Source organism: Salegentibacter echinorum (assembly GCF_900129445.1).
Lineage (GTDB): Bacteria > Bacteroidota > Bacteroidia > Flavobacteriales > Flavobacteriaceae > Salegentibacter > Salegentibacter echinorum.
In genome coordinates this window covers 341,189-359,853 of the sequence record NZ_FQVT01000004.1, presented here as the reverse complement: position 1 = coordinate 359,853, position 18,665 = coordinate 341,189, and the positions used below count along the sequence as shown (strand labels likewise).

Sequence of the window (18,665 nt, the reverse complement as noted above, 5' to 3'; positions counted from 1 at the left end):
AGCCCGGAATATATATCCCAGGCCTTTACTAAAAGTAATAATTATATCAAGCGTATTCTAGCCTTTTAAGATATTAATTGCTTTAGCATTTACAAATTCTTTCATTCCAAAGCCACCGTGTTCACGGCCATATCCAGAATTTTTCACTCCTCCAAAAGGCATATTGGGTTGCGCCAAACCAAAGGAGTTAATAAATACCATTCCTGTATCAAAATATTTACTAGCCAGTTCTACTGCTTTCTCCTCATCCTTAGAAAAGATTCCTCCTCCAAGGCCAAATCTACTATCATTGGCTATACGCATCGCATCATCGTCATCTTTCGCTTTAATTAATGAAGCAACAGGACCAAAAAGTTCATCATCGTAAGCGGGTTGTCCCGGTTTCACATTGGCCAAAACAGTCGCGGGATAAAAATAGCCATCGCCTTCCGGCTTTTTTCCTCCGCAAAGAACGCTCGCACCATTTTTAACACTGTTTTCCACCTGCTCATGTAGGTCGTCGCGTAAATCTTTTCTAGCCATTGGCCCCAAATCACTATCTTCATTGGTAGGATCGCCGGCTTTAAAATTCTTCATTTTCTCAACAAAGGCTTCTTTAAATTTATCGTAGAGTTTTTCAACAACAATAAACCTTTTTGCGGCAACGCAGGTTTCCCCATTATTATAGATCCTACCTTTTAAACTCCATTCTACAGCCGTTTCCAGGTCTGCATCTTCCAATACCATATAAGCATCGTTAGAACCGAGTTCCATTACTGTTTTTTTCAATTCTGCAGCCGCTTTTTTAGCCACAATTTTTCCCGCTGTTGGGCTTCCCGTTAGAGTTACTCCACGAACCAACTTGTGTGAGATAATATCGTCTGACTGATCGTGGTCTATCACCAAAACTTTGAAGAGGTTTTTAGGAAGTCCGGCTTCATTAAAAATTTCTTCTAATAAAAAAGCACTACCAGTCACGCTTTCGGCATGTTTAAGCAGCACCCCGTTTCCAGCCATTAAATTGGCAATTGCATAACGTATAACCTGATATGACGGAAAGTTCCAGGGTTGGATTCCATAAATCACACCAAGCGGGGAATAAGTAATAATCCCTCTTCCGCCATCTGGCAATTCTCGTTCTTCGTCTTTTAGATTTTCAGGGCCGTTTGCTGCCGTCCAATCGCAAATCCCCGCGCAAAGGTCAACTTCCTGTTCCCCATGCTCGAGTAATTTCCCCATTTCAGAAGTCATTAGTTTTGCTAACTTATCCTTATTTTCCGTTAGTTTTTTTCCGATGTTTTGAATGATCTCAGCTCGTTGTTCGGCAGATTTTTCGCGCCATTTTAGAAAGGCATTGTGGCATTCTTCTACCGCATCTTTAGCTTCCTGATCTGTAAAGTAGTTATATTCTTTTAAATCTTTTCCTGTTGCAGGATTGATGGTTTTTAGTGTTTTCTCTTTCATAACTTTTTTAAATTTTTTTAAAGTTAGGAAGAGGATGGAATTTTCCCGGCTAAAGTGAAGTTAAAGCTTTTACAAGAATACGTTAATTATGAAGAATTAACAAAATCATCGTCAAATATTGTGACTATTTTACTTCAGACTTACTTTTATATCCCGATTTTCAATTTTAGATAACAATTCAAGCTGTTTAGCCTCATACAAATCATCCAGCTCTTTTAATGGAGTGCTTAGATCATCGGTTTTATAATTTTCATAATCCACAAATCTTATTCCCTGGATCGTTCTGGGATTATAAGCTTTTCTAAACCGGATTCCTCCGTCATTTACCTCAAAACTATAAGCCAGGTAATCTACTGTGAAAGTTTGGGTATTGATCCAATACATATAAAGGTCTTCGTGATCTACCCCACCACCTTCAGCATCAAAACTCACCTTTATTTCATAATATTCTTTACCGTGAATCGTGTCTTTGCCTATTAATTCCTTATTCACGGCGGCATCGTTTAAACCGTAAGGTAACTGCACAAAATAATGCACCGAATTCACGGAATTTTTATAAATATTCTTTAGCGAATCACTTAAATTCACCTCCTGTTCATTATTATAGCGCGTGAATCCATCGTTGGTCACCACATCGTGGTTTGTTGCTCCGGTAGAATCTGGGAAAAAACGCTCTAGCTTAAATTTCCCGTTTTTCCGGCTACTTTTATAAGCTCCTTTCCTAAAGTTAAAACTAATTTCTGCACTTTCATATTTATCCCCACCTGCTTTGGCTATTGCTTTATCGATAATTTGTTGGGCAGTAGGCTCGCTTTTCTCGCAAGCAAATAACACAAGGATAACGCTAAGGACCAAATAGTACTTTCTCATAATCTTTTTCTCTAAAATATTGGGTATAACTACTTATAAACAGCCCACAAAGTTAAGGCTTTGTTTAGATTATGCTATAATCTTATAAAGCATCTTTCTAGTGTTTTAATCAACAACCTCGCCACAAGGGTGCGAGGTATGCTTCCGAAAAAGCTCTTTTATTTCAAGGCGAGCCCCGGGGAATTAAACCCCTGGCTATCGCCCCGCGATTTAAAAATTTATTCTGAAAAAAATTACTCAAAGAAAATTATTTTAGCTGAACCAGGTTCTTCTACTATTTAAAACACTCTTAAGACGTTTTTTAAATAAAGCTTTCTATTTTTGTAGTAATATGAAAAAAAACAGCAACACCATAAATATTAAAAATCGCAAGGCGCGGTTTGAATATGAAATTCTCGATAAGTATATCGCAGGGATTAAACTCGCCGGCACGGAAATTAAAGCCATTAGACAGGGTAAAGCTTCTATCGCCGAGAGTTTTTGCGAATTTCAGAATCACGAACTATTTGTGATAAATATGCACGTTGAAGAATATTCCCACGCTACCCATTTTAATCACAACCCCAAAAGCGAACGAAAACTTTTGTTGCAACGTCGGGAATTGCGCAAATTGGAGAAACAAGTAAAAAATTCGGGGTTAACTATTGTTCCATTACGGGTTTTTATTAACGACCGCGGACTTGCAAAAATGCAAATTGCACTGGCCAAAGGAAAGAAACTCTACGACAAACGCGATACCATAAAAGACCGCGAAAACAAAAGAAAACTAGACCGAATTAAGAAGGAGTATAATTAGCACCCTCTTAAAGAAACAAGATCGCTGGCTGCAAGAAAAAAGAAATAAGACAAAATTATTACTAACTGAAAATCTTGCTTTTTCAAAAATAAACTACCACGGAACAAGCCCACGAGGTAGCATAAACGAGTATTAATTTGATTTCGAGGCAAGCCTCGGAGCATTCAAATCTCGATTATCGAGTAAAATTTCTCAAACAATTCTTTTTCCTGAAGGTTTTAATTAGCAAAAAAGGTAATTATAAAACCATGTTTAGGCTATGGAAGTAAAGAGTTCGCGTATTAGATATGTTTTTCCACTGCCATTGTCGTAAAAACTCGATTAAAAATTTAAAAAGCTACAAAGACTCCAAAACTCCAAAAAACACGAAGAGCATCTTTGTGCATCTTGGTGTTTTCCTGTTTTAGTGGCGAAAATTTAGAGTCGAAGCTTGCTATTAGTTCCCATCCATTCTTGATTCTTTGCTCTTTACTCTTTGTTTTTTTCTATTATTCGTGTATTCCAGGCAACTTTTTAAGCCTTGATTTTTCAACTCATTACATCAATACCGCCGTTTTTTCAAATTTTATTTTTTTAAGGGTCTATGATGACTTTATCTATATTAATACTTTGCGTTTCTTTGCGCTTTTTCCTTTGTAGCTCCTTTGCTTGAAAAGAGATAGGATTCTTGGTAAATTATTAATCACTTAAGCTTATTTTCAAAAAACAACACGGTTAAAAGCTTAAAAAAGGCTTGAAAACCAGCAATTTTGACCGAAATTTAAAATCCTCCTGTTAAAATTTTACTTATTTTGTCATGTATCTAAACAAACCTTATGCCCGCAAAATTAGTTTTTCTGTTCTTAGTTCTTTCCACTTTAAATACCTATTCCCAAATCACCGGTACCGTTACCGATACGAACGAGAACTCTCTGGCTTATGTAAATATTTACACCGAAGATGGGCGTTATGGTACCACAACTAACAAAAATGGGCAATATGAATTAAAAATAAATAAGCGGGGAAATTACAGCCTGGTATTTCAGTTTTTAGGCTATAAAACCGAGAAAAAAAGTATTAATGTTCAAGATTTTCAACGCCAATTAGACATCAGTTTAACGGCAGAAACTACTAATCTCGAGGAAGTACAGGTTAGTGCGGAAGAAAACCCGGCGAATGCAATTATTAGAAATACCATAGCTGCCCGTAAAGAAAATGCTGCAAAACTGGAAGCCTACACTGCCGATTATTATTCCCGCGGATTATGGCGCATAAAAAATGCTCCTGAGAAAATTCTTGGGCAGGAAATTGGTGACCTTGGCGGAGGCTTAGATTCTACCCGAAGCGGAATTGTTTATCTAAGCGAAACTATTTCTAAGATTTCTTATCGAAAACCCGATGACTTTAAAGAAAAAATTATCGCCTCTAAAGTGAGCGGTAACGACAATGGTTTTAGTTTAAATTCGGCGCAGGAGTCCTACTTTTCCTTTTACGAAAATACTCTTAAGATTAATAGCGAAATGGTCTCCCCAATTGCCAGTTATGCTTTTAACTACTACAATTATAAACTGGAAGGAACTTTTTTTGACGATAACGGCAACCTCATCAACAAAATAAAAGTCATCCCCAAACGTGTCAAAGACCGGGTATTTTCAGGATATATTTATATTGTTGAAGATCTCTGGCAAATTTTTGGGGTCGCTTTAAAAACTACTGGCGAGGCAGTCCAAATTCCACCAATTGAAACCCTGAATTTTAAACAGGACTATCGGTTTTCTGAAGAAAACGGATTTTACATCCAAATTTCGCAAACCGTAGATTTTAAATTTTCCATGTTCGGCGTTTCGGGAGATGGCCGCTTTACCGCTGTTTACAGCAATTATAACTTCAATCCTCAATTTGATAACTCGAGTTTTGGTGCCGAAATTTTATCTTTTGCCGATGCCGCCAACAAAAAGGATTCTACCTATTGGGAGCGTCTGCGACCCGTGCCCCTCACAAAAGAAGAACTAAACGATTATGTAAAAAAAGATAGTATACAAGAGCTGCGCGATTCTAAACCTTACAAAGATTCTATAGACGCGGTTAGGAATAAATTTGAGGTGACCGACCTGCTGTTTGGATATTCTCATCAAAATTCTTTTAAAAACAATTATTTCAACATTAGTTCTCCTTTATTTGAAACTCATTTCAACACTGTTCAGGGCTGGAATATTTCCTCAAATATTTCTTTCAGGCAAAACCCCGAAGATGAAAATTCCCCCGCATTTTGGCGTATTTTCGCTAAACCTACCTATGGTTTTAGTGATGATCGTTTTAGACTTACCGGCGGATTTCAGAAACGGTTCAACACCAGGTCCAAAGCCTTTTTAAGTGTTTCTGGCGGTGTTGAAACCAAACAGGTTAATGATAATAAACCAATTTCAGAAAGAATAAACGATATCACCAGCCTTTTCTTTGAGCGGAATTATCTAAAACTTTACGAACGTAGTTTTGCTAAAATTGCTTATCAACAAGAATTTTTTAACGGCGTCTTTCTTATTGGCAATCTCGTTTATGAAGATCGCAATGCACTTGTAAACCATACAGACCAGGTGATAACACCAAATAAACACGTTAGTTACACCGCCAACAACCCTTTGCAACCCTATAATTCCGGAAGTCTTTTATTTAAAGACCACCAGCTATTTAAACTTGATTTGAGGGCTAGAATTCGCTTTGGTCAAAAATATATGAGTTACCCGAACCGAAAATATACCATTAATACCGATAAATACCCTACACTTTACCTGGGCTATGAAAAAGCTTTGGGTGCTAATGAGGGAAGATATAATTTTGATCAATTTAACGTAGCTATTCGCCAAGATATCAGCTTTGGAAATAAGGGTGAGTTTGGTTATAACTTAAATGCCGGCACTTTTTTAAATGCCAAGGAGATCGCTTTTGTGGATTATAAACATTTCGCTGGAAATCAAACCCGCATTGGCAACGGAATGAATTATTTACAGCGTTTTAATTTGCTGCCTTATTATGCACTTAGCACCAATAAAACTTATGCTGAAGCGCACGCCGAACAGCATTTTAACGGATGGGTTTTAGGAAAGGTTCCGTTTCTAAATAAACTAAACTACAACCTGGTACTTGGCGCTAACGCCCTCTACACCCAGGATCAAAAACCATATTCTGAATTCTCGGTAGGCCTGGATAATTTAGGTTTTGGAAAGTATAGATTATTGCGCCTGGATTATGTAGTCTCCAATCAAGACGGGCATCGCGAAGCAGCTTTTATTTTTGGTTTAAAATTTTTGGGTGTATTGGACTAAATTTTCCTGAAAATTTAAACCCTAAACTTTTGTTAAAAACACTCGTATAGCTACTTTAGCCAGCCATTAACCCAATCCAAAAAAAAATGAAATTATATTTATTAGGTATTGTCTTGTTAAGCTTTAGTTTTTCATTGTATTCACAAAACTTCCAACCTGGATACTACATCAATAATGAGGGAAAGAAGACGACTTGCTTAATTGATAATACTGAAACAATAATAAATCCAAATAGCTTTCAATATAAATTATCGCAAGGAGATGAGATTAAAGAAAAAACTATCAGAGAGGTACAGGTATTTGAAATTTTAGATTCGCCCTATAAATGAGAGAGCTATTGTAAACTTAGATATCTCTCAAGACAATCTTAAGGAAATAGACACCAAAAGACAACCCAACTTTAGGATAGATACGCTTTTTCTTCAGGTCTCTGTAGAAGGTAAAGCTAGCTTATATTCGTACCGTTCTAATAAGCTTCCGAAAAGGTTTTTTTTCAGCCTGGACGGGAAAAATATAGAACCCTTAATTCATAAAAAGTACTTAATAGATGAAACAAAGATAGGAATTAACGATAGGTATAAACAACAATTACTAAATAATCTAGAATGTACCTCTTTAAACAAGGAGCAAATTTCTAATTCAAGATATAATCAAAAATCGTTAAATAAAATATTTGCCAAATACAACTCTTGTAAAGGAGATGAGTTTGAAAATTTTTATAAAAAAAGAAGAAAGGGTATATTTAATTTAGCCCTCAAAGCAGGAGTAAATTATTCCGCTATAAATTTTGTGCAAGAGTATCCCTTTCCCAATGAACAAGAAACAGATTCCTATTTCTCGCCAAGAGTAGGTATAGAATTAGAATATATATTCCCTTCTCTCAACAACAAGTTTGCTGTTATTTCTTATCCTTCTTTTCAATACAGTAAAACCTCCAATGAAACTTTAATTTATAAGGAAGGTTCTACCCCCTCCAATCCAGATGCCTGGGCCGGGGAAAGGGAAGATTTACTTATAGATTACTCCCGTATTATTTTGCCTCTTGGAATTAGATATTACTATCTTCAGGGAAAATCAGTAAATCTTTATCTTCAGGGTGCTGCAGCGCTGGATATATTAACCAATGCATCCAAAGCTTATAATTTAAAGAATTTTAATTCAGATTTTAATTTTGAGAAAACAACTGCAGATCCTTACATAGATATTTCTACTGGGGTTAAGTTTAAGAAAATGAGTCTAGACGTGAGTTATTCAATTAATAATTCAATGAGAAACGAAGATTTTAATGGTAACATAAAAAATTCTATAAGCTTAAATTTTGGTTATAAAATCCTGTAAAAACAGCTAGAGCAATACGTCAGTTTTTGAGAATCTTGCTTGTTTCTTGACTTAACGACGAAAAAACAAGATCAAATCTTTAAAATGGAATACTGAAAACGCATCTAAAAATGATTTTGAAGTCAGCTTAGCATCCAATAATCCCTAATTTTATAGGGGTCAAGACACCCAAATTTATTTCAGAAAACTTTATAAGAAAATCTGCATCATCTGTGTCATCAAGTTTTTAACCAAACTTAAATATTCGTGATTTTGTGGCCATCGTTCTTAAACTTCTAATATTAATTTCATACCCTAACATTAGCAAGTTTAGGATTCTAGTGGAAGATTTTTAAAAAAGTCCGAAAAAGCTTTTTCGTTTTGTAGCCAGGTACTGCAAATGTTTTTCTTTGGCGTGATCAAAACCTTGCTGCCACCACTCAGTCATTAATTTTTTATTGAAGACCAAAGAATTTTCGGTGAGTTTTGTAGGTGTATAATAGGTGTTTAATTTCACCTTTTTGTTCAAGGCTGCTAATTTTCCTTCTACAATATCGTGATATTCCACCTGGTCCTGCAAGAAGCCAAATAAGTTGATCATAAGTGAAAAAGGGTTTTTCCCAAGCACCTTATTGTATTCCATATTTTCTGCTTCCAGGATAATCGCATCAACTTCTGTAGCGCCGCGTTTAATGGCTTCCCTAATGGGTACTACACAGCCAAGTCCGCCATCGGCATATTCAAAACCATCCTTTTTCGCCAGGCTCATAAAAGGAATATAGTTACAGCTTATCCAGATCCAGTCACAAAATTCTTCATAATCAAAATCTTTAATAACCTTATATTCCACCCTGTTTTTAGAAAGATTAGATACCGTAACAATTACATTTTCTTTCTGGCTTTTAAGCTGGGCAAAATTTTCTTGAGAAAAATTCTTTTTAATATGTTTTCTTAGATTCAGGCTTTCTCCAAAAGTTCTCTTTTTTCGTATAAATTGCCAAAACATATTAAAATAGTTGATCGTCACATATTCCCTACCCTCTTTTTTCTTAACAATAAAAGGATTTATACTAAAAATTTTACGCTGGTTTACATTGGTATAAATATCATATACCTTATCTATATTGCCCATCGCAAGATGCGGAATTAGCAAACTCCCGGTAGAAGTGCCTAAAAAGAGATCGTATTTTTTACCTTCTTCCTGGATTAAATGTTGGGCTACGCCGCCTGCAAAAGCGCCTTTACTACCTCCGCCCGATATGACCAATGCACGCATTAAGGTTCAATTTGATTAAGTTCTTCACTTTTTTCCCTGGCGTAATTAAAACCGGTTTGCCACCAGGATTTCATTTGTTTCTTATCAAAAATAAGGGAATTGGTGGTTAAAACCGTAGGTGTGTAATAAAATTTTATGGTTGCTGTTTTATTGGCTGCCGTAAATTTTCCTATTTGGATATTTTGTTTTTCGATCCTGTCTAACATAAAACTGAAGAGATTAGTAATAAGTCCAAAAACATTTTTGGAAGGCATACGGTTGTAGATAGTGGCTTCAGTTTGCAAAATTACCGCATCAATATGGGTGGCGCCCCGTTTTATAGCTTCTTCTATAGGCACCATGGTCCCCAGGCCACCATCGGCATATTCACAACCATCCCGTTGCACCAGGCTCATAAATGGTGTATAATTACAGGAAATCCATATCCAATCACAAAATTCTTTATAATCAAAATCCTGTATGGATTTATATTCTACCGCATTCATGGAAATATTCGAGACGGTAACCACTATGTCTTTTTTACTCGCCCGTAGCGTGTAGAATTCTTCTTCGGTAAAGGTTTTTTCAATAAGTTTTCTAAGGTTTTTACTTTCACCAAAAGTCTTTTTTCCGCTTATAAAATTGCGCAATACATTAAAATGATTAATGCTTATTTGGTCGTACCCATTACGCCTTTTTATATTAAACGGCCTGTTGTTAAAAATACTTTCCTGATTTACTGAAGTGTAAACCTGCCTTATTTTTTCACATTTATTAAGTGCCAAATGCGAGATTAAGAGGCTTCCGGTAGAAGTACCCAGGTAAAGATCGTATTCTCTTCCCATTTCTTCCACCAGGTACTGCGCTACACCGCCCGCAAAAGCGCCTTTACTTCCTCCGCCAGATATGACTAATGCACGCATTTATGGTAATTTAGATTTTAAATAACCGCTCTCTTTTTTTGAAAGACGATTACTTAAAACTAAGAATTTCTGCTTGTAATCATCACTTTTTAACAATTCATCTAATAACTCCCGACAAAAATTCCTGAATTTATAATCGTGATGCTGCGTCCCCTGCATGAGATCCAGGAGGTTTTGCGTGGTAAAACTATTTATTTGGTAAAGAAACCCAAATGCATTTCTTCTTAACTCCATAGGTCGGTACTCGCGGGTATAACCAGAAAGTTCTTGGTAAGTCGCAGTTTTATTTTGTGGTTCATAACCGGGAGACACTAAATTTAGGGTTAGCCACAACAAATGCACATTTTTATTGGTAAAACCCTGTACGCCTTTGGTTTTATTTAGGTATTTACCTACATCTTCGGGAAAGTTCATCCATAATTTCATCAAAGCTTTTTCTTTGGTGATATAAGATTCATCGCTCAACAAGGATTCAAATTGTGGTTTTAATTCCTGCGGAATTTTCTCCATACTTGTAGCAATAGCCTGCCTTACATAAACATTATTACTTTTAAATGCTTTTCTATAAAGCGCTATTGCCCCCGTTGAAGTTTCTCCGGCCAATTGATACACCACTTCCTGCCCAAGATAATCGTTTACCGGAAAATCCAGTGCGGCGCTTAACAGTGCTTCTTTATCTTGAAACCGAGTTTCCCTAAGTGCGGCAAGCTCGAGATAACTTTTTATAAATTCAGATTTCTTCAGGGAATTTAAAGCTTCAGTTCCCTGAAAAGCGGTTTGATTAATCCATTTTCGCATAAATTCTGAAAGGTCCTCATTACTTACCGCTTCCACTTCAGCAATAAAATTATTGGTTGAAACTGTTTTAAATTGATACGTTTCCAGGTAATTTTTAACCGCGAGATTAAATGCTTCCCTGCCCACTTTTTCCCTTAAAATATGCAAAGCCCAGGCTCCTTTTTGATAATAGGTTAACGAGCTTGCTTTTAATTGGGTCACGGCCTCGCCTTTACCTTTATCGCTTCGTGCCTTGAGTTCCTCGGCAGATTGGTATAATTTCCAATAGTAATAATCATCACCAAAAATCTCCTTTTCGGCCAGTAATGAATAAAAAGTAGCGAAGCCTTCATGCAACCAATGATCCTTATTATCTTTGGCAGTGACCATATTACCAAACCACTGGTGCGCCAGCTCGTGCGCATTTACACTCACATAATTCCTATCCTTAAAAGCTATAGAATCGGTTATAAATGCATTGGCAAAAATAGTAGTACCGGTATTTTCCATGCCGGCATATAAAAAATCCCTAACCGGCACCTGTCTGTAGTTTTGCCAGGGATAAGGCACTCCAATTTCCGACTCTAAAAAGTCAAAAATCTCTTTTGTATAGCGATATGTAGGTTCTAAATTCTGCTTTAATTCTTGTTGAATATTAAAACTTAACGGCACCCCGGAAGCCGAGTTTTCTTTCTGCTGAAAAAATTTACCGGCCGCAATTGCCAGTAAATAACTGCTCATGGGCTTTTTCATATCAAAATTCCAGCGGGTTAAAGAATCATTGATGGCTTCTTTTTTTACTAACTTTCCATTGGCAATCACTTTAAATTCCTTCGGAAAAGAAATACTCAAATCAAACTCCAGCTTTTCCCGTTGATCATCGAAAGAAGGCAACCAGTTTGAAGTATATTTCCCCTGGCCTTGTGTCCAGACCTGTTTTGGTGCGTTTATGGAGTCTGAAATTTGCCAGTTAATAAAATACATGGCCTGCTGGGGTTTTGCAGAAAACTTCAGCTGTAGCAAATTGTTCTTGGAAGTTTGGAACGGTTTTCTTATCCAAATTCTTTCATTAGAATTGCGAAAAGAAACTTTTTTGTCATTCAGCAAAACCTCTTCAAATTCCATATTCCTGGCATCGATATAAATGGAATCTGTAGCTTTTAAAACATCAAATTCGTAATTAACTTTCCCGGTAACTTTTTCAGCTTTTGGAAAAATGGCAATTTCTGCCTTTGCTTTTTTAAAATCTACGGAATTAACTTGATTTAGAGAATCGGCGATTGGCGTTTGGCTAAATCCAAAAGCTCCACACAAAAGGAGCATACTTACAAGGAAATACTTCATACAAGAAAAAGGAGATACAATTTATTTTTATGGAAAGTTAAGGAAAAAAACCTGATTTTAATATCTTCGTTTGCATGAACGCGAATTTGCTACAAACACCTATAGATTACTTAAAAGGAGTTGGTCCAAACCGGGCCGATTTAATGCGAAAAGAATTGGGAATACACACCTACCAGGACTTGCTCAATTTTTTCCCAAATCGCTACCTGGATAAAACGTGTTTTTATAAAATTAACGAACTACAACGCAACTCGGCCGAGGTACAAATTGTTGGCAAGATTACTCATTTAAAAAGCGTGGAACAAAAACGCGGAAAACGCCTGGTAGCCGATTTTGTAGATGATACCGGCAAAATGAAACTGGTTTGGTTCAGGGGGCAAAAATGGATTAGGGAGAACCTAAAAATCAATACACCTTATGTGATCTTTGGAAAAACCAACTGGTTTAACGGGCTTTTTAGTATGCCGCATCCCGAGATGGAACCGGTAGAAGAATACAAAAAGCAACTGCGCACCGCTATGCAACCGATTTACCCTTCTACCGAAAAGTTAGCGAAATCTGGAATTAGCGACCGGGTAATCAATAAATTGATGCAGCAGCTATTTATTGAAACCAAGGGAAAGTTTATTGAAAGTTTATCCAGAGAAATTATCACTGAATTAAAATTATTACCTAAAGCCAAAGCAGTTTTCAACGTTCATTTTCCGCAGAGCCAGGAGTTATTGACCAAAGCGCAATTCAGGTTAAAATTTGAGGAACTTTTTTATATTCAGTTGCAGCTGCTCATTAAGAACATGCTTCAAAAGCAAAAAATTAAAGGCTATGTTTTTGATAAAATTGGTGATAATTTTGGGGAGTTTTATCAGCATCATTTACCCTTTGAACTTACCGGGGCGCAAAAAAGGGTGATTAAAGAAATTAGGGCCGATTTGGGAAGTGGCGCCCAAATGAACCGACTGCTACAAGGCGATGTAGGATCTGGAAAAACCATTGTGGCGCTCATGGCGATGTTCATTGCTTTAGATAATGATTTCCAGGCCTGTCTTATGGCGCCCACCGAAATTTTAGCCATTCAGCATTATAATGGGTTGGTAGAGTTATGCAAAAACCTGGATACTACTATTTATTTACTCACTGGTTCTTCCAAAACAAAAGCTCGACGGGAAATTCACGAAAAACTGGAAAATGGCGAAATCGATATTCTTATTGGTACGCACGCTTTGTTGGAAGACAAAGTGCAATTCAAGAATTTGGGACTGGCAATTATAGATGAACAACACCGGTTTGGGGTCGCACAGCGTTCTAAACTATGGCATAAAAACAAGATCCCGCCGCATATTTTGGTGATGACTGCCACGCCAATTCCCAGAACCCTGGCGATGAGCCTTTATGGAGATTTGGATATTTCGGTAATCGATGAACTGCCACCGGGCAGGAAGCCCATTAAAACCGTACATCGTTATGATGCAAATCGTTTGAAAGTCTTTGCTTTTATAAGAGATGAAATTAAAAAAGGAAGACAGGTTTACGTGGTCTATCCGTTAATTCAGGAATCTGAAAAAATGGATTACAAAGACCTTATGGATGGTTATGAAAGTATCGCCAGGGAATTTCCCCAGCAGCAGATTTCTATAGTCCACGGCCAAATGAAACCAGATGCCAAAGATTATGAAATGGACAGGTTTGTGCGCGGGGAGACGCAAATTATGGTTGCAACCACCGTGATTGAAGTTGGTGTAAACGTTCCCAATGCCAGCGTGATGATTATAGAAAGTGCCGAGCGTTTTGGGCTTTCTCAATTACACCAGCTTAGGGGCCGTGTGGGACGTGGTGCCGAGCAAAGTTTTTGTATTTTAATGACCGGGCATAAATTATCTAATGACAGTAAAACCAGGCTGGAAACCATGACCGCCACTAACGACGGATTTGAAATTGCGGAAGTTGACCTCAAACTACGTGGTCCCGGGGATATTATGGGCACACAACAAAGCGGCGTGCTCAACCTTAAAATTGCCGATATTGTAAAAGACAACCAGATATTAAAATCGGCGCGCTATCACGCGATGCAAATTTTAAAAGAAGATCCCAATCTGTCACTGGAGAAAAATAAGGTAATACGCTTTACTTATGCTCAGGTAGCCAAACATAAGAATATTTGGAATTATATTAGTTGAAGAAGCGGAAGACAAGAGACAAGATAATAGAACAAAGACATAAGAATCAAGAATCACTTTTCTGTAAATATTTCTCAAACTCCGGTTAAAAATCCCAATTTTTTATTTAATCTCAATACTAAATTTATTTTGAGTGTTGTATTTTTCGGGTTTTTCCTGAGAAACCATCCACCTGTCATAAGCGGCTTTTCGTAGCCATTGCACCTGGTAATCGTTCTGTAATCCCTCATCTTTCGCTGCTGCTGCGGCCAGTTTTGAAGCCATTTTATAATCAGCGCTATTATCGCTGTGATGATAAATAAAAGCGCTGTGAAATTTATCTCTGGATTTTGTGAGCTCTCCTTCGGCGTTAATTTGCTTTACTTTTTCCAGCCGCAAAACATCTCTTTCCTGCAGTTTACTAAACATGGGGATAAAAGATCTTAATTGCTTCCGGTCACTTTGATCTGTTTTGTATGCATATTCCAATTGTTCACTAATTGTTCCAGATTTTAGAAGCGCTGGTTCATAAGGCCTAAACAAACCAGCAAAAATCCCGATTAGACATATTCCAATTAGAAGAATTGCCGATTGAAAAAGGATTTTTTTAGACTTCCGGAATATTCTTATTAAACCCAGAATTATTAGGAAAACTAAGCCCAAAAATAAAACGGTAAGTAACAACCACTCAGACCAGCTTACCAGGTAAGAAAAGAGTACAGTGATAATTAATAAAGCGAAGATTAGTATTTTTTTCATAGCATCAAATTATTCAGGATAAATTTATCTACTACTATAAGTACGACGTAGATACCTGGATGTTACAGATTTTCCGAATTATACTTTTTTCGATTATCATCTTCAGAAATAACAAGTTTTAATTTTTGAATAATCAACTATGTTGGAATATTCCGCAATGCAACACATAGAATCGATTTTATAAATCTAGCGACAGTAAGCATCACTGCTATTTTCTATCAGTTTAAATCTCGATTATCGAGTAAACGTCCAGGAGATTCCTCCTTCGTCGGAATGACAGTACGAATGTCATTCAGAGTGGAGCTTGCGGAACGAAGAATCTCTCCTTTTACTGAGATCCCTCCTACCTTGGAATGAGCTAATTACAACTATAATAACTTTATTAAACTACAACCGATAAAAATTAAAATTTCAATTATGCCAAAACTATTCGTAATACTATCTTTGCGAATTGAAAATACGAAAACATGAAAATTTCATATAACTGGCTTAAGCAATTTATAAAACTACCGGAGGCTTCCGAAGAAACGGGGGAATTACTAACCGATCTGGGGTTAGAGGTAGAAGGTTTGCAAGGTTTTCAGAGTATAAAAGGGGGCCTGGAGGGCATTGTTGTGGGTCACGTACTGGAGTGTAAAAAACATCCCAATGCAGATAAATTACAGCTTACTACTGTAGATCTTGGTAACGGGGAGCAGGTTCAAATTGTTTGTGGTGCGCCAAATATTGCAGCGGGCCAAAAAGTTCCTGTGGCAACCATTGGCACTACCCTTTATGATGAAACGGGGAAAGAATGGCCTATTAAAAAAGGTAAACTTAGAGGAGAAGCCAGTTATGGGATGATTTGTTCTGAAAAAGAATTGGGACTGGGAGAAAGTCACGAAGGTATTATGGTAATGCAAGACGATCTTGTTCCCGGGACTCCCGTAGCCGATATTTTTGAAATTGAAAATGACAAAGTTTATGAAATTGGGCTAACACCAAACCGCGCCGATGCTATGAGCCATTGGGGCGTTGCCCGGGATATTAAAGCCGGTTACACCCAGCAGGGAAAAAACCTGGAACTTATCACACCTTCAGTAAGTAGTTTTCACGTAGATAACAGAAGCCTTAAAATACAAATTAAGGTAGAAGATTCTTCCCTGGCACCACGATATTGCGGGGTAACTATGTCTGGTTTAAAAATCGAAGAATCCCCAAAATGGTTACAAAACAGGTTAAAAGCCATTGGTATTGGCCCTAAAAATAACGTAGTAGATGCTACCAATTATGTGATGCATGAATTGGGACAGCCACTACATGCGTTTGATGCTGCCAAAATCTCCAGAAATCAAATTCAAGTGAAAACCCTGGAAAAAGGCACTAAATTCACCACTCTAGATGATGTGGAACGCGAGCTGCACGAAGAAGACCTTATGATTTGTGATGCAGACAAACCCTTATGTATTGCTGGCGTTTTTGGAGGCGCCAATAGTGGAGTAACTACCGCAACCACGCAAATCTTTTTGGAAAGCGCCTATTTTAATTCGGTAAGTGTTAGAAAAACAGCTAAAAGGCACGGTTTGAGCACTGATGCCTCCTTTAGGTTCGAGCGTGGTATAGATCCAAATATTACTGAGTATGCCTTAAAACGCGTCGCTCTTTTAATTAAGGAAATTGCAGGCGGGGAAATCACCAGTGATATAGATGATTTTTATCCAAAAAAAATTGAAGATTTCCAGGTTTTCTTAACCTTCGATAAGGTGAATAAACTAATTGGGGAAAACCTGCAGGAAGAAACGATTAAGTCTATTTTGGCTTCCCTGGAAATTAGGGTAAACAATGTTACCGAAACAGGGATGGGCCTAACTATTCCAGCTTATCGCGTAGATGTGCAGCGGGAAGCAGATGTAATTGAAGAGATCTTAAGGGTTTATGGTTATAACAATATTGAGTTTAGCGATAAACTAAATGCTTCGGTATCCATCTCATCAAAATTTGAAGATTACAAACTGCAAAATTTAATCGCCAATCAACTGGTGGGACAGGGTTTTTATGAGACTATGGCCAATTCGCTAACCTCTCCCCTTTATTCAGAATTAAGTGAGCAAACCAATGCTTCCCAACATGTAAAAATGCTCAATCCGTTAAGTCAGGATTTATCTGTTTTAAGACAATCCATGCTTTATTCGGGACTGGAGTCGGTAAGCTATAATATTAATAGAAAAAGAAGTAATTTAAAGTTATTTGAATTCGGAAAAACCTATCACGATTTTAATGGAAGCAGGGTTGAAAATAAACATCTTTCTATTTTTATAAGTGGTAACCGCAAAGCCGAAAACTGGAATAATGAACCTACAAAGACCGATTTTTTCTTTTTAAAAGGAATAATCACTGCGATTTTTTCAAGACTGGGAATTACAGATTTAAAACCGGCACCGGTAAAATCTGACGTCTTTTCTGAAGGGCTTATTTTCTATTCAGCAAAAAGCAATTTAGTTTCCTTTGGTGTAATACGTAAAAAAATATTAAAGCATTTTGACATTGAACAGGAAGTGCTTTATGCCGATTTTAACTGGGACGCGATGTTAGAAGTAATCAAATCCCGAAAAGTGGGCTTTAAAGAAATTCCTAAGTATCCCGGTATAAGAAGAGATTTTGCGTTGTTATTGGATAATGGCGTTTCTTATGAAGAGATTGAGCAAATTGCCCTTAAAACGGAAAAAAGACTATTAAAAGAAGTTTCGCTTTTTGATGTTTATAGAGGAGAAAACCTACCGGAAGGTAAAAAGAGTTATGCGGTAAGTTTTATGTTTCAGGATGAAAACAAAACCTTAACCGATAAACAGGTTGATAAAATGATGAAAAAGCTGCAACAAAGTTTTGAGAAAGAACTGCAGGCAGAATTGAGATAATTCAGAAGAAATAAAATGGCTGTTTAACCTAAATTAAACAGCCATTTTCATATTCATTTAAAAGAAATTATGGAAATTTCTTAAAAATCTCATCTACATAGTTTCTTAAATCCTTTTCCATTCTACGGGATCCTATTTTCTCATTGGCGGTACCTCGCCAAAGAATTTTATTTGTTCTGCGGTCTATAAAATCTATTACGATAGACTTTTCTTTATATGGTATTTGCTTAATCGCCGCATCGGCCGTAATACGCTGAATGGTAAAATAATTATCATAAGTATAATCCTCATAATATGACCCTATATGTAAACCGGGACGATAGTAAGAGAAATTAGTGTAAACGGGATTCGCATTTACTTCAACTTTCTCATCAAACATCGTGTGAATATAAATGAGCACGTCTGGCTGCCTATTATCTATAGCAAAATCTCCTGCTGCCATATTATTGTTAATCGTAGAAATAAGCACCTCATAAATACGTTCATTATCATATTTTTTGGTTGCGATAGTATCTTTATCGGGCAAATAAGAATAAGTATTGTACCGCTTAAGCTTTTTAGCCGATTCTTTTGAAATATCGCTACCTGAACCGCAGGAAATCATTACTGTGCCTGCAATAAATAATACAATTGCTAGTTTTACTTCTTTCATAAAATTAGATTTTTCTGAAAATAATATTTACAGGAGAATAAAAAAAGTTTCATTTAACTTTTGAGATTTAATTAACAGCATAGGACACTTTAAAACAGCTTTAAAGGCTTAGACGCCAGATTCTGAAGTGCTTAGTAGTCGCTTTTCATGAAAAATATATGCATCTAACAGAAAAATTGA

13 protein-coding genes are annotated in these 18,665 nt (G+C 36.8%); 6 read left to right on the top strand and 7 right to left on the bottom strand.

The window, feature by feature from the left end; genetic code table 11:
* Window positions 1-57 precede the first annotated feature (57 nt).
* A complete protein-coding gene (locus BUA71_RS09395) occupies window positions 58-1,443 on the bottom strand; it encodes an NAD-dependent succinate-semialdehyde dehydrogenase (RefSeq protein WP_072879019.1) in 1,386 nt (461 codons plus the stop codon).
* Between the two features lie 129 nt (window positions 1,444-1,572).
* Entirely contained in the window at window positions 1,573-2,313 is a 741-nt protein-coding gene (locus BUA71_RS09390; RefSeq protein ID WP_072879017.1) for a DUF6503 family protein, read from the bottom strand.
* A 331-nt stretch (window positions 2,314-2,644) separates the two neighbouring features.
* Between BUA71_RS09390 and smpB the strand changes: the two genes are divergently transcribed.
* The 4 genes from smpB to BUA71_RS18005 all read left to right on the top strand — a co-directional run bounded on the left by smpB (window position 2,645) and on the right by BUA71_RS18005 (window position 7,749).
* A complete protein-coding gene (gene smpB / locus BUA71_RS09385; protein ID WP_072879015.1) occupies window positions 2,645-3,109 on the top strand; it encodes an SsrA-binding protein SmpB in 465 nt (154 codons plus the stop codon).
* An 815-nt stretch (window positions 3,110-3,924) separates the two neighbouring features.
* A complete protein-coding gene (locus tag BUA71_RS09380) occupies window positions 3,925-6,411 on the top strand; it encodes a DUF5686 and carboxypeptidase regulatory-like domain-containing protein (protein ID WP_072879013.1) in 2,487 nt (828 codons plus the stop codon).
* A gap of 86 nt (window positions 6,412-6,497) precedes the next feature.
* Window positions 6,498-6,740 carry a hypothetical protein gene (locus BUA71_RS09375; protein ID WP_072879010.1) on the top strand — a complete coding sequence of 81 codons (243 nt, stop codon included), beginning with the start codon at window positions 6,498-6,500 and terminating at the stop codon, window positions 6,738-6,740.
* 460 nt (window positions 6,741-7,200) lie between these two features.
* Window positions 7,201-7,749 carry a hypothetical protein gene (locus BUA71_RS18005; RefSeq protein WP_072879008.1) on the top strand — a complete coding sequence of 183 codons (549 nt, stop codon included), beginning with the start codon at window positions 7,201-7,203 and terminating at the stop codon, window positions 7,747-7,749.
* Between the two features lie 331 nt (window positions 7,750-8,080).
* On the opposite strand, the gene BUA71_RS09365 is transcribed toward BUA71_RS18005, so the two are convergent.
* The 3 genes from BUA71_RS09365 to BUA71_RS09355 are packed head-to-tail and all read right to left on the bottom strand — an operon-like array spanning window position 8,081 to window position 12,027.
* Window positions 8,081-9,004, bottom strand: a complete 924-nt coding sequence (locus BUA71_RS09365; protein ID WP_072879006.1) for a patatin-like phospholipase family protein — start codon at window positions 9,002-9,004, stop codon at window positions 8,081-8,083.
* Window positions 9,004-9,906: a patatin-like phospholipase family protein gene (locus tag BUA71_RS09360; RefSeq protein ID WP_072879004.1), complete on the bottom strand. Its 903-nt coding sequence runs from the start codon at window positions 9,904-9,906 to the stop codon at window positions 9,004-9,006. Before BUA71_RS09360 ends, BUA71_RS09365 begins: the two co-directional genes overlap by 1 nt.
* A complete protein-coding gene (locus tag BUA71_RS09355) occupies window positions 9,907-12,027 on the bottom strand; it encodes a M1 family metallopeptidase (protein ID WP_072879002.1) in 2,121 nt (706 codons plus the stop codon). It lies immediately after the preceding gene.
* Between the two features lie 74 nt (window positions 12,028-12,101).
* Between BUA71_RS09355 and recG the strand changes: the two genes are divergently transcribed.
* Window positions 12,102-14,201 carry an ATP-dependent DNA helicase RecG gene (gene recG, locus BUA71_RS09350; RefSeq protein ID WP_072879000.1) on the top strand — a complete coding sequence of 700 codons (2,100 nt, stop codon included), beginning with the start codon at window positions 12,102-12,104 and terminating at the stop codon, window positions 14,199-14,201.
* Between the two features lie 102 nt (window positions 14,202-14,303).
* Here the strand turns inward: recG and BUA71_RS09345 are convergent, their stop codons facing one another.
* Window positions 14,304-14,939 carry a hypothetical protein gene (locus BUA71_RS09345; protein ID WP_072878998.1) on the bottom strand — a complete coding sequence of 212 codons (636 nt, stop codon included), beginning with the start codon at window positions 14,937-14,939 and terminating at the stop codon, window positions 14,304-14,306.
* A 467-nt stretch (window positions 14,940-15,406) separates the two neighbouring features.
* Between BUA71_RS09345 and pheT the strand changes: the two genes are divergently transcribed.
* A complete protein-coding gene (pheT, locus tag BUA71_RS09340; protein ID WP_072878996.1) occupies window positions 15,407-17,833 on the top strand; it encodes a phenylalanine--tRNA ligase subunit beta in 2,427 nt (808 codons plus the stop codon).
* A 67-nt stretch (window positions 17,834-17,900) separates the two neighbouring features.
* Here pheT and BUA71_RS09335 read toward each other — a convergent pair whose 3' ends face one another.
* Window positions 17,901-18,485, bottom strand: a complete 585-nt coding sequence (locus BUA71_RS09335) for a DUF4136 domain-containing protein (RefSeq protein WP_072878994.1) — start codon at window positions 18,483-18,485, stop codon at window positions 17,901-17,903.
* Window positions 18,486-18,665 lie beyond the last annotated feature (180 nt).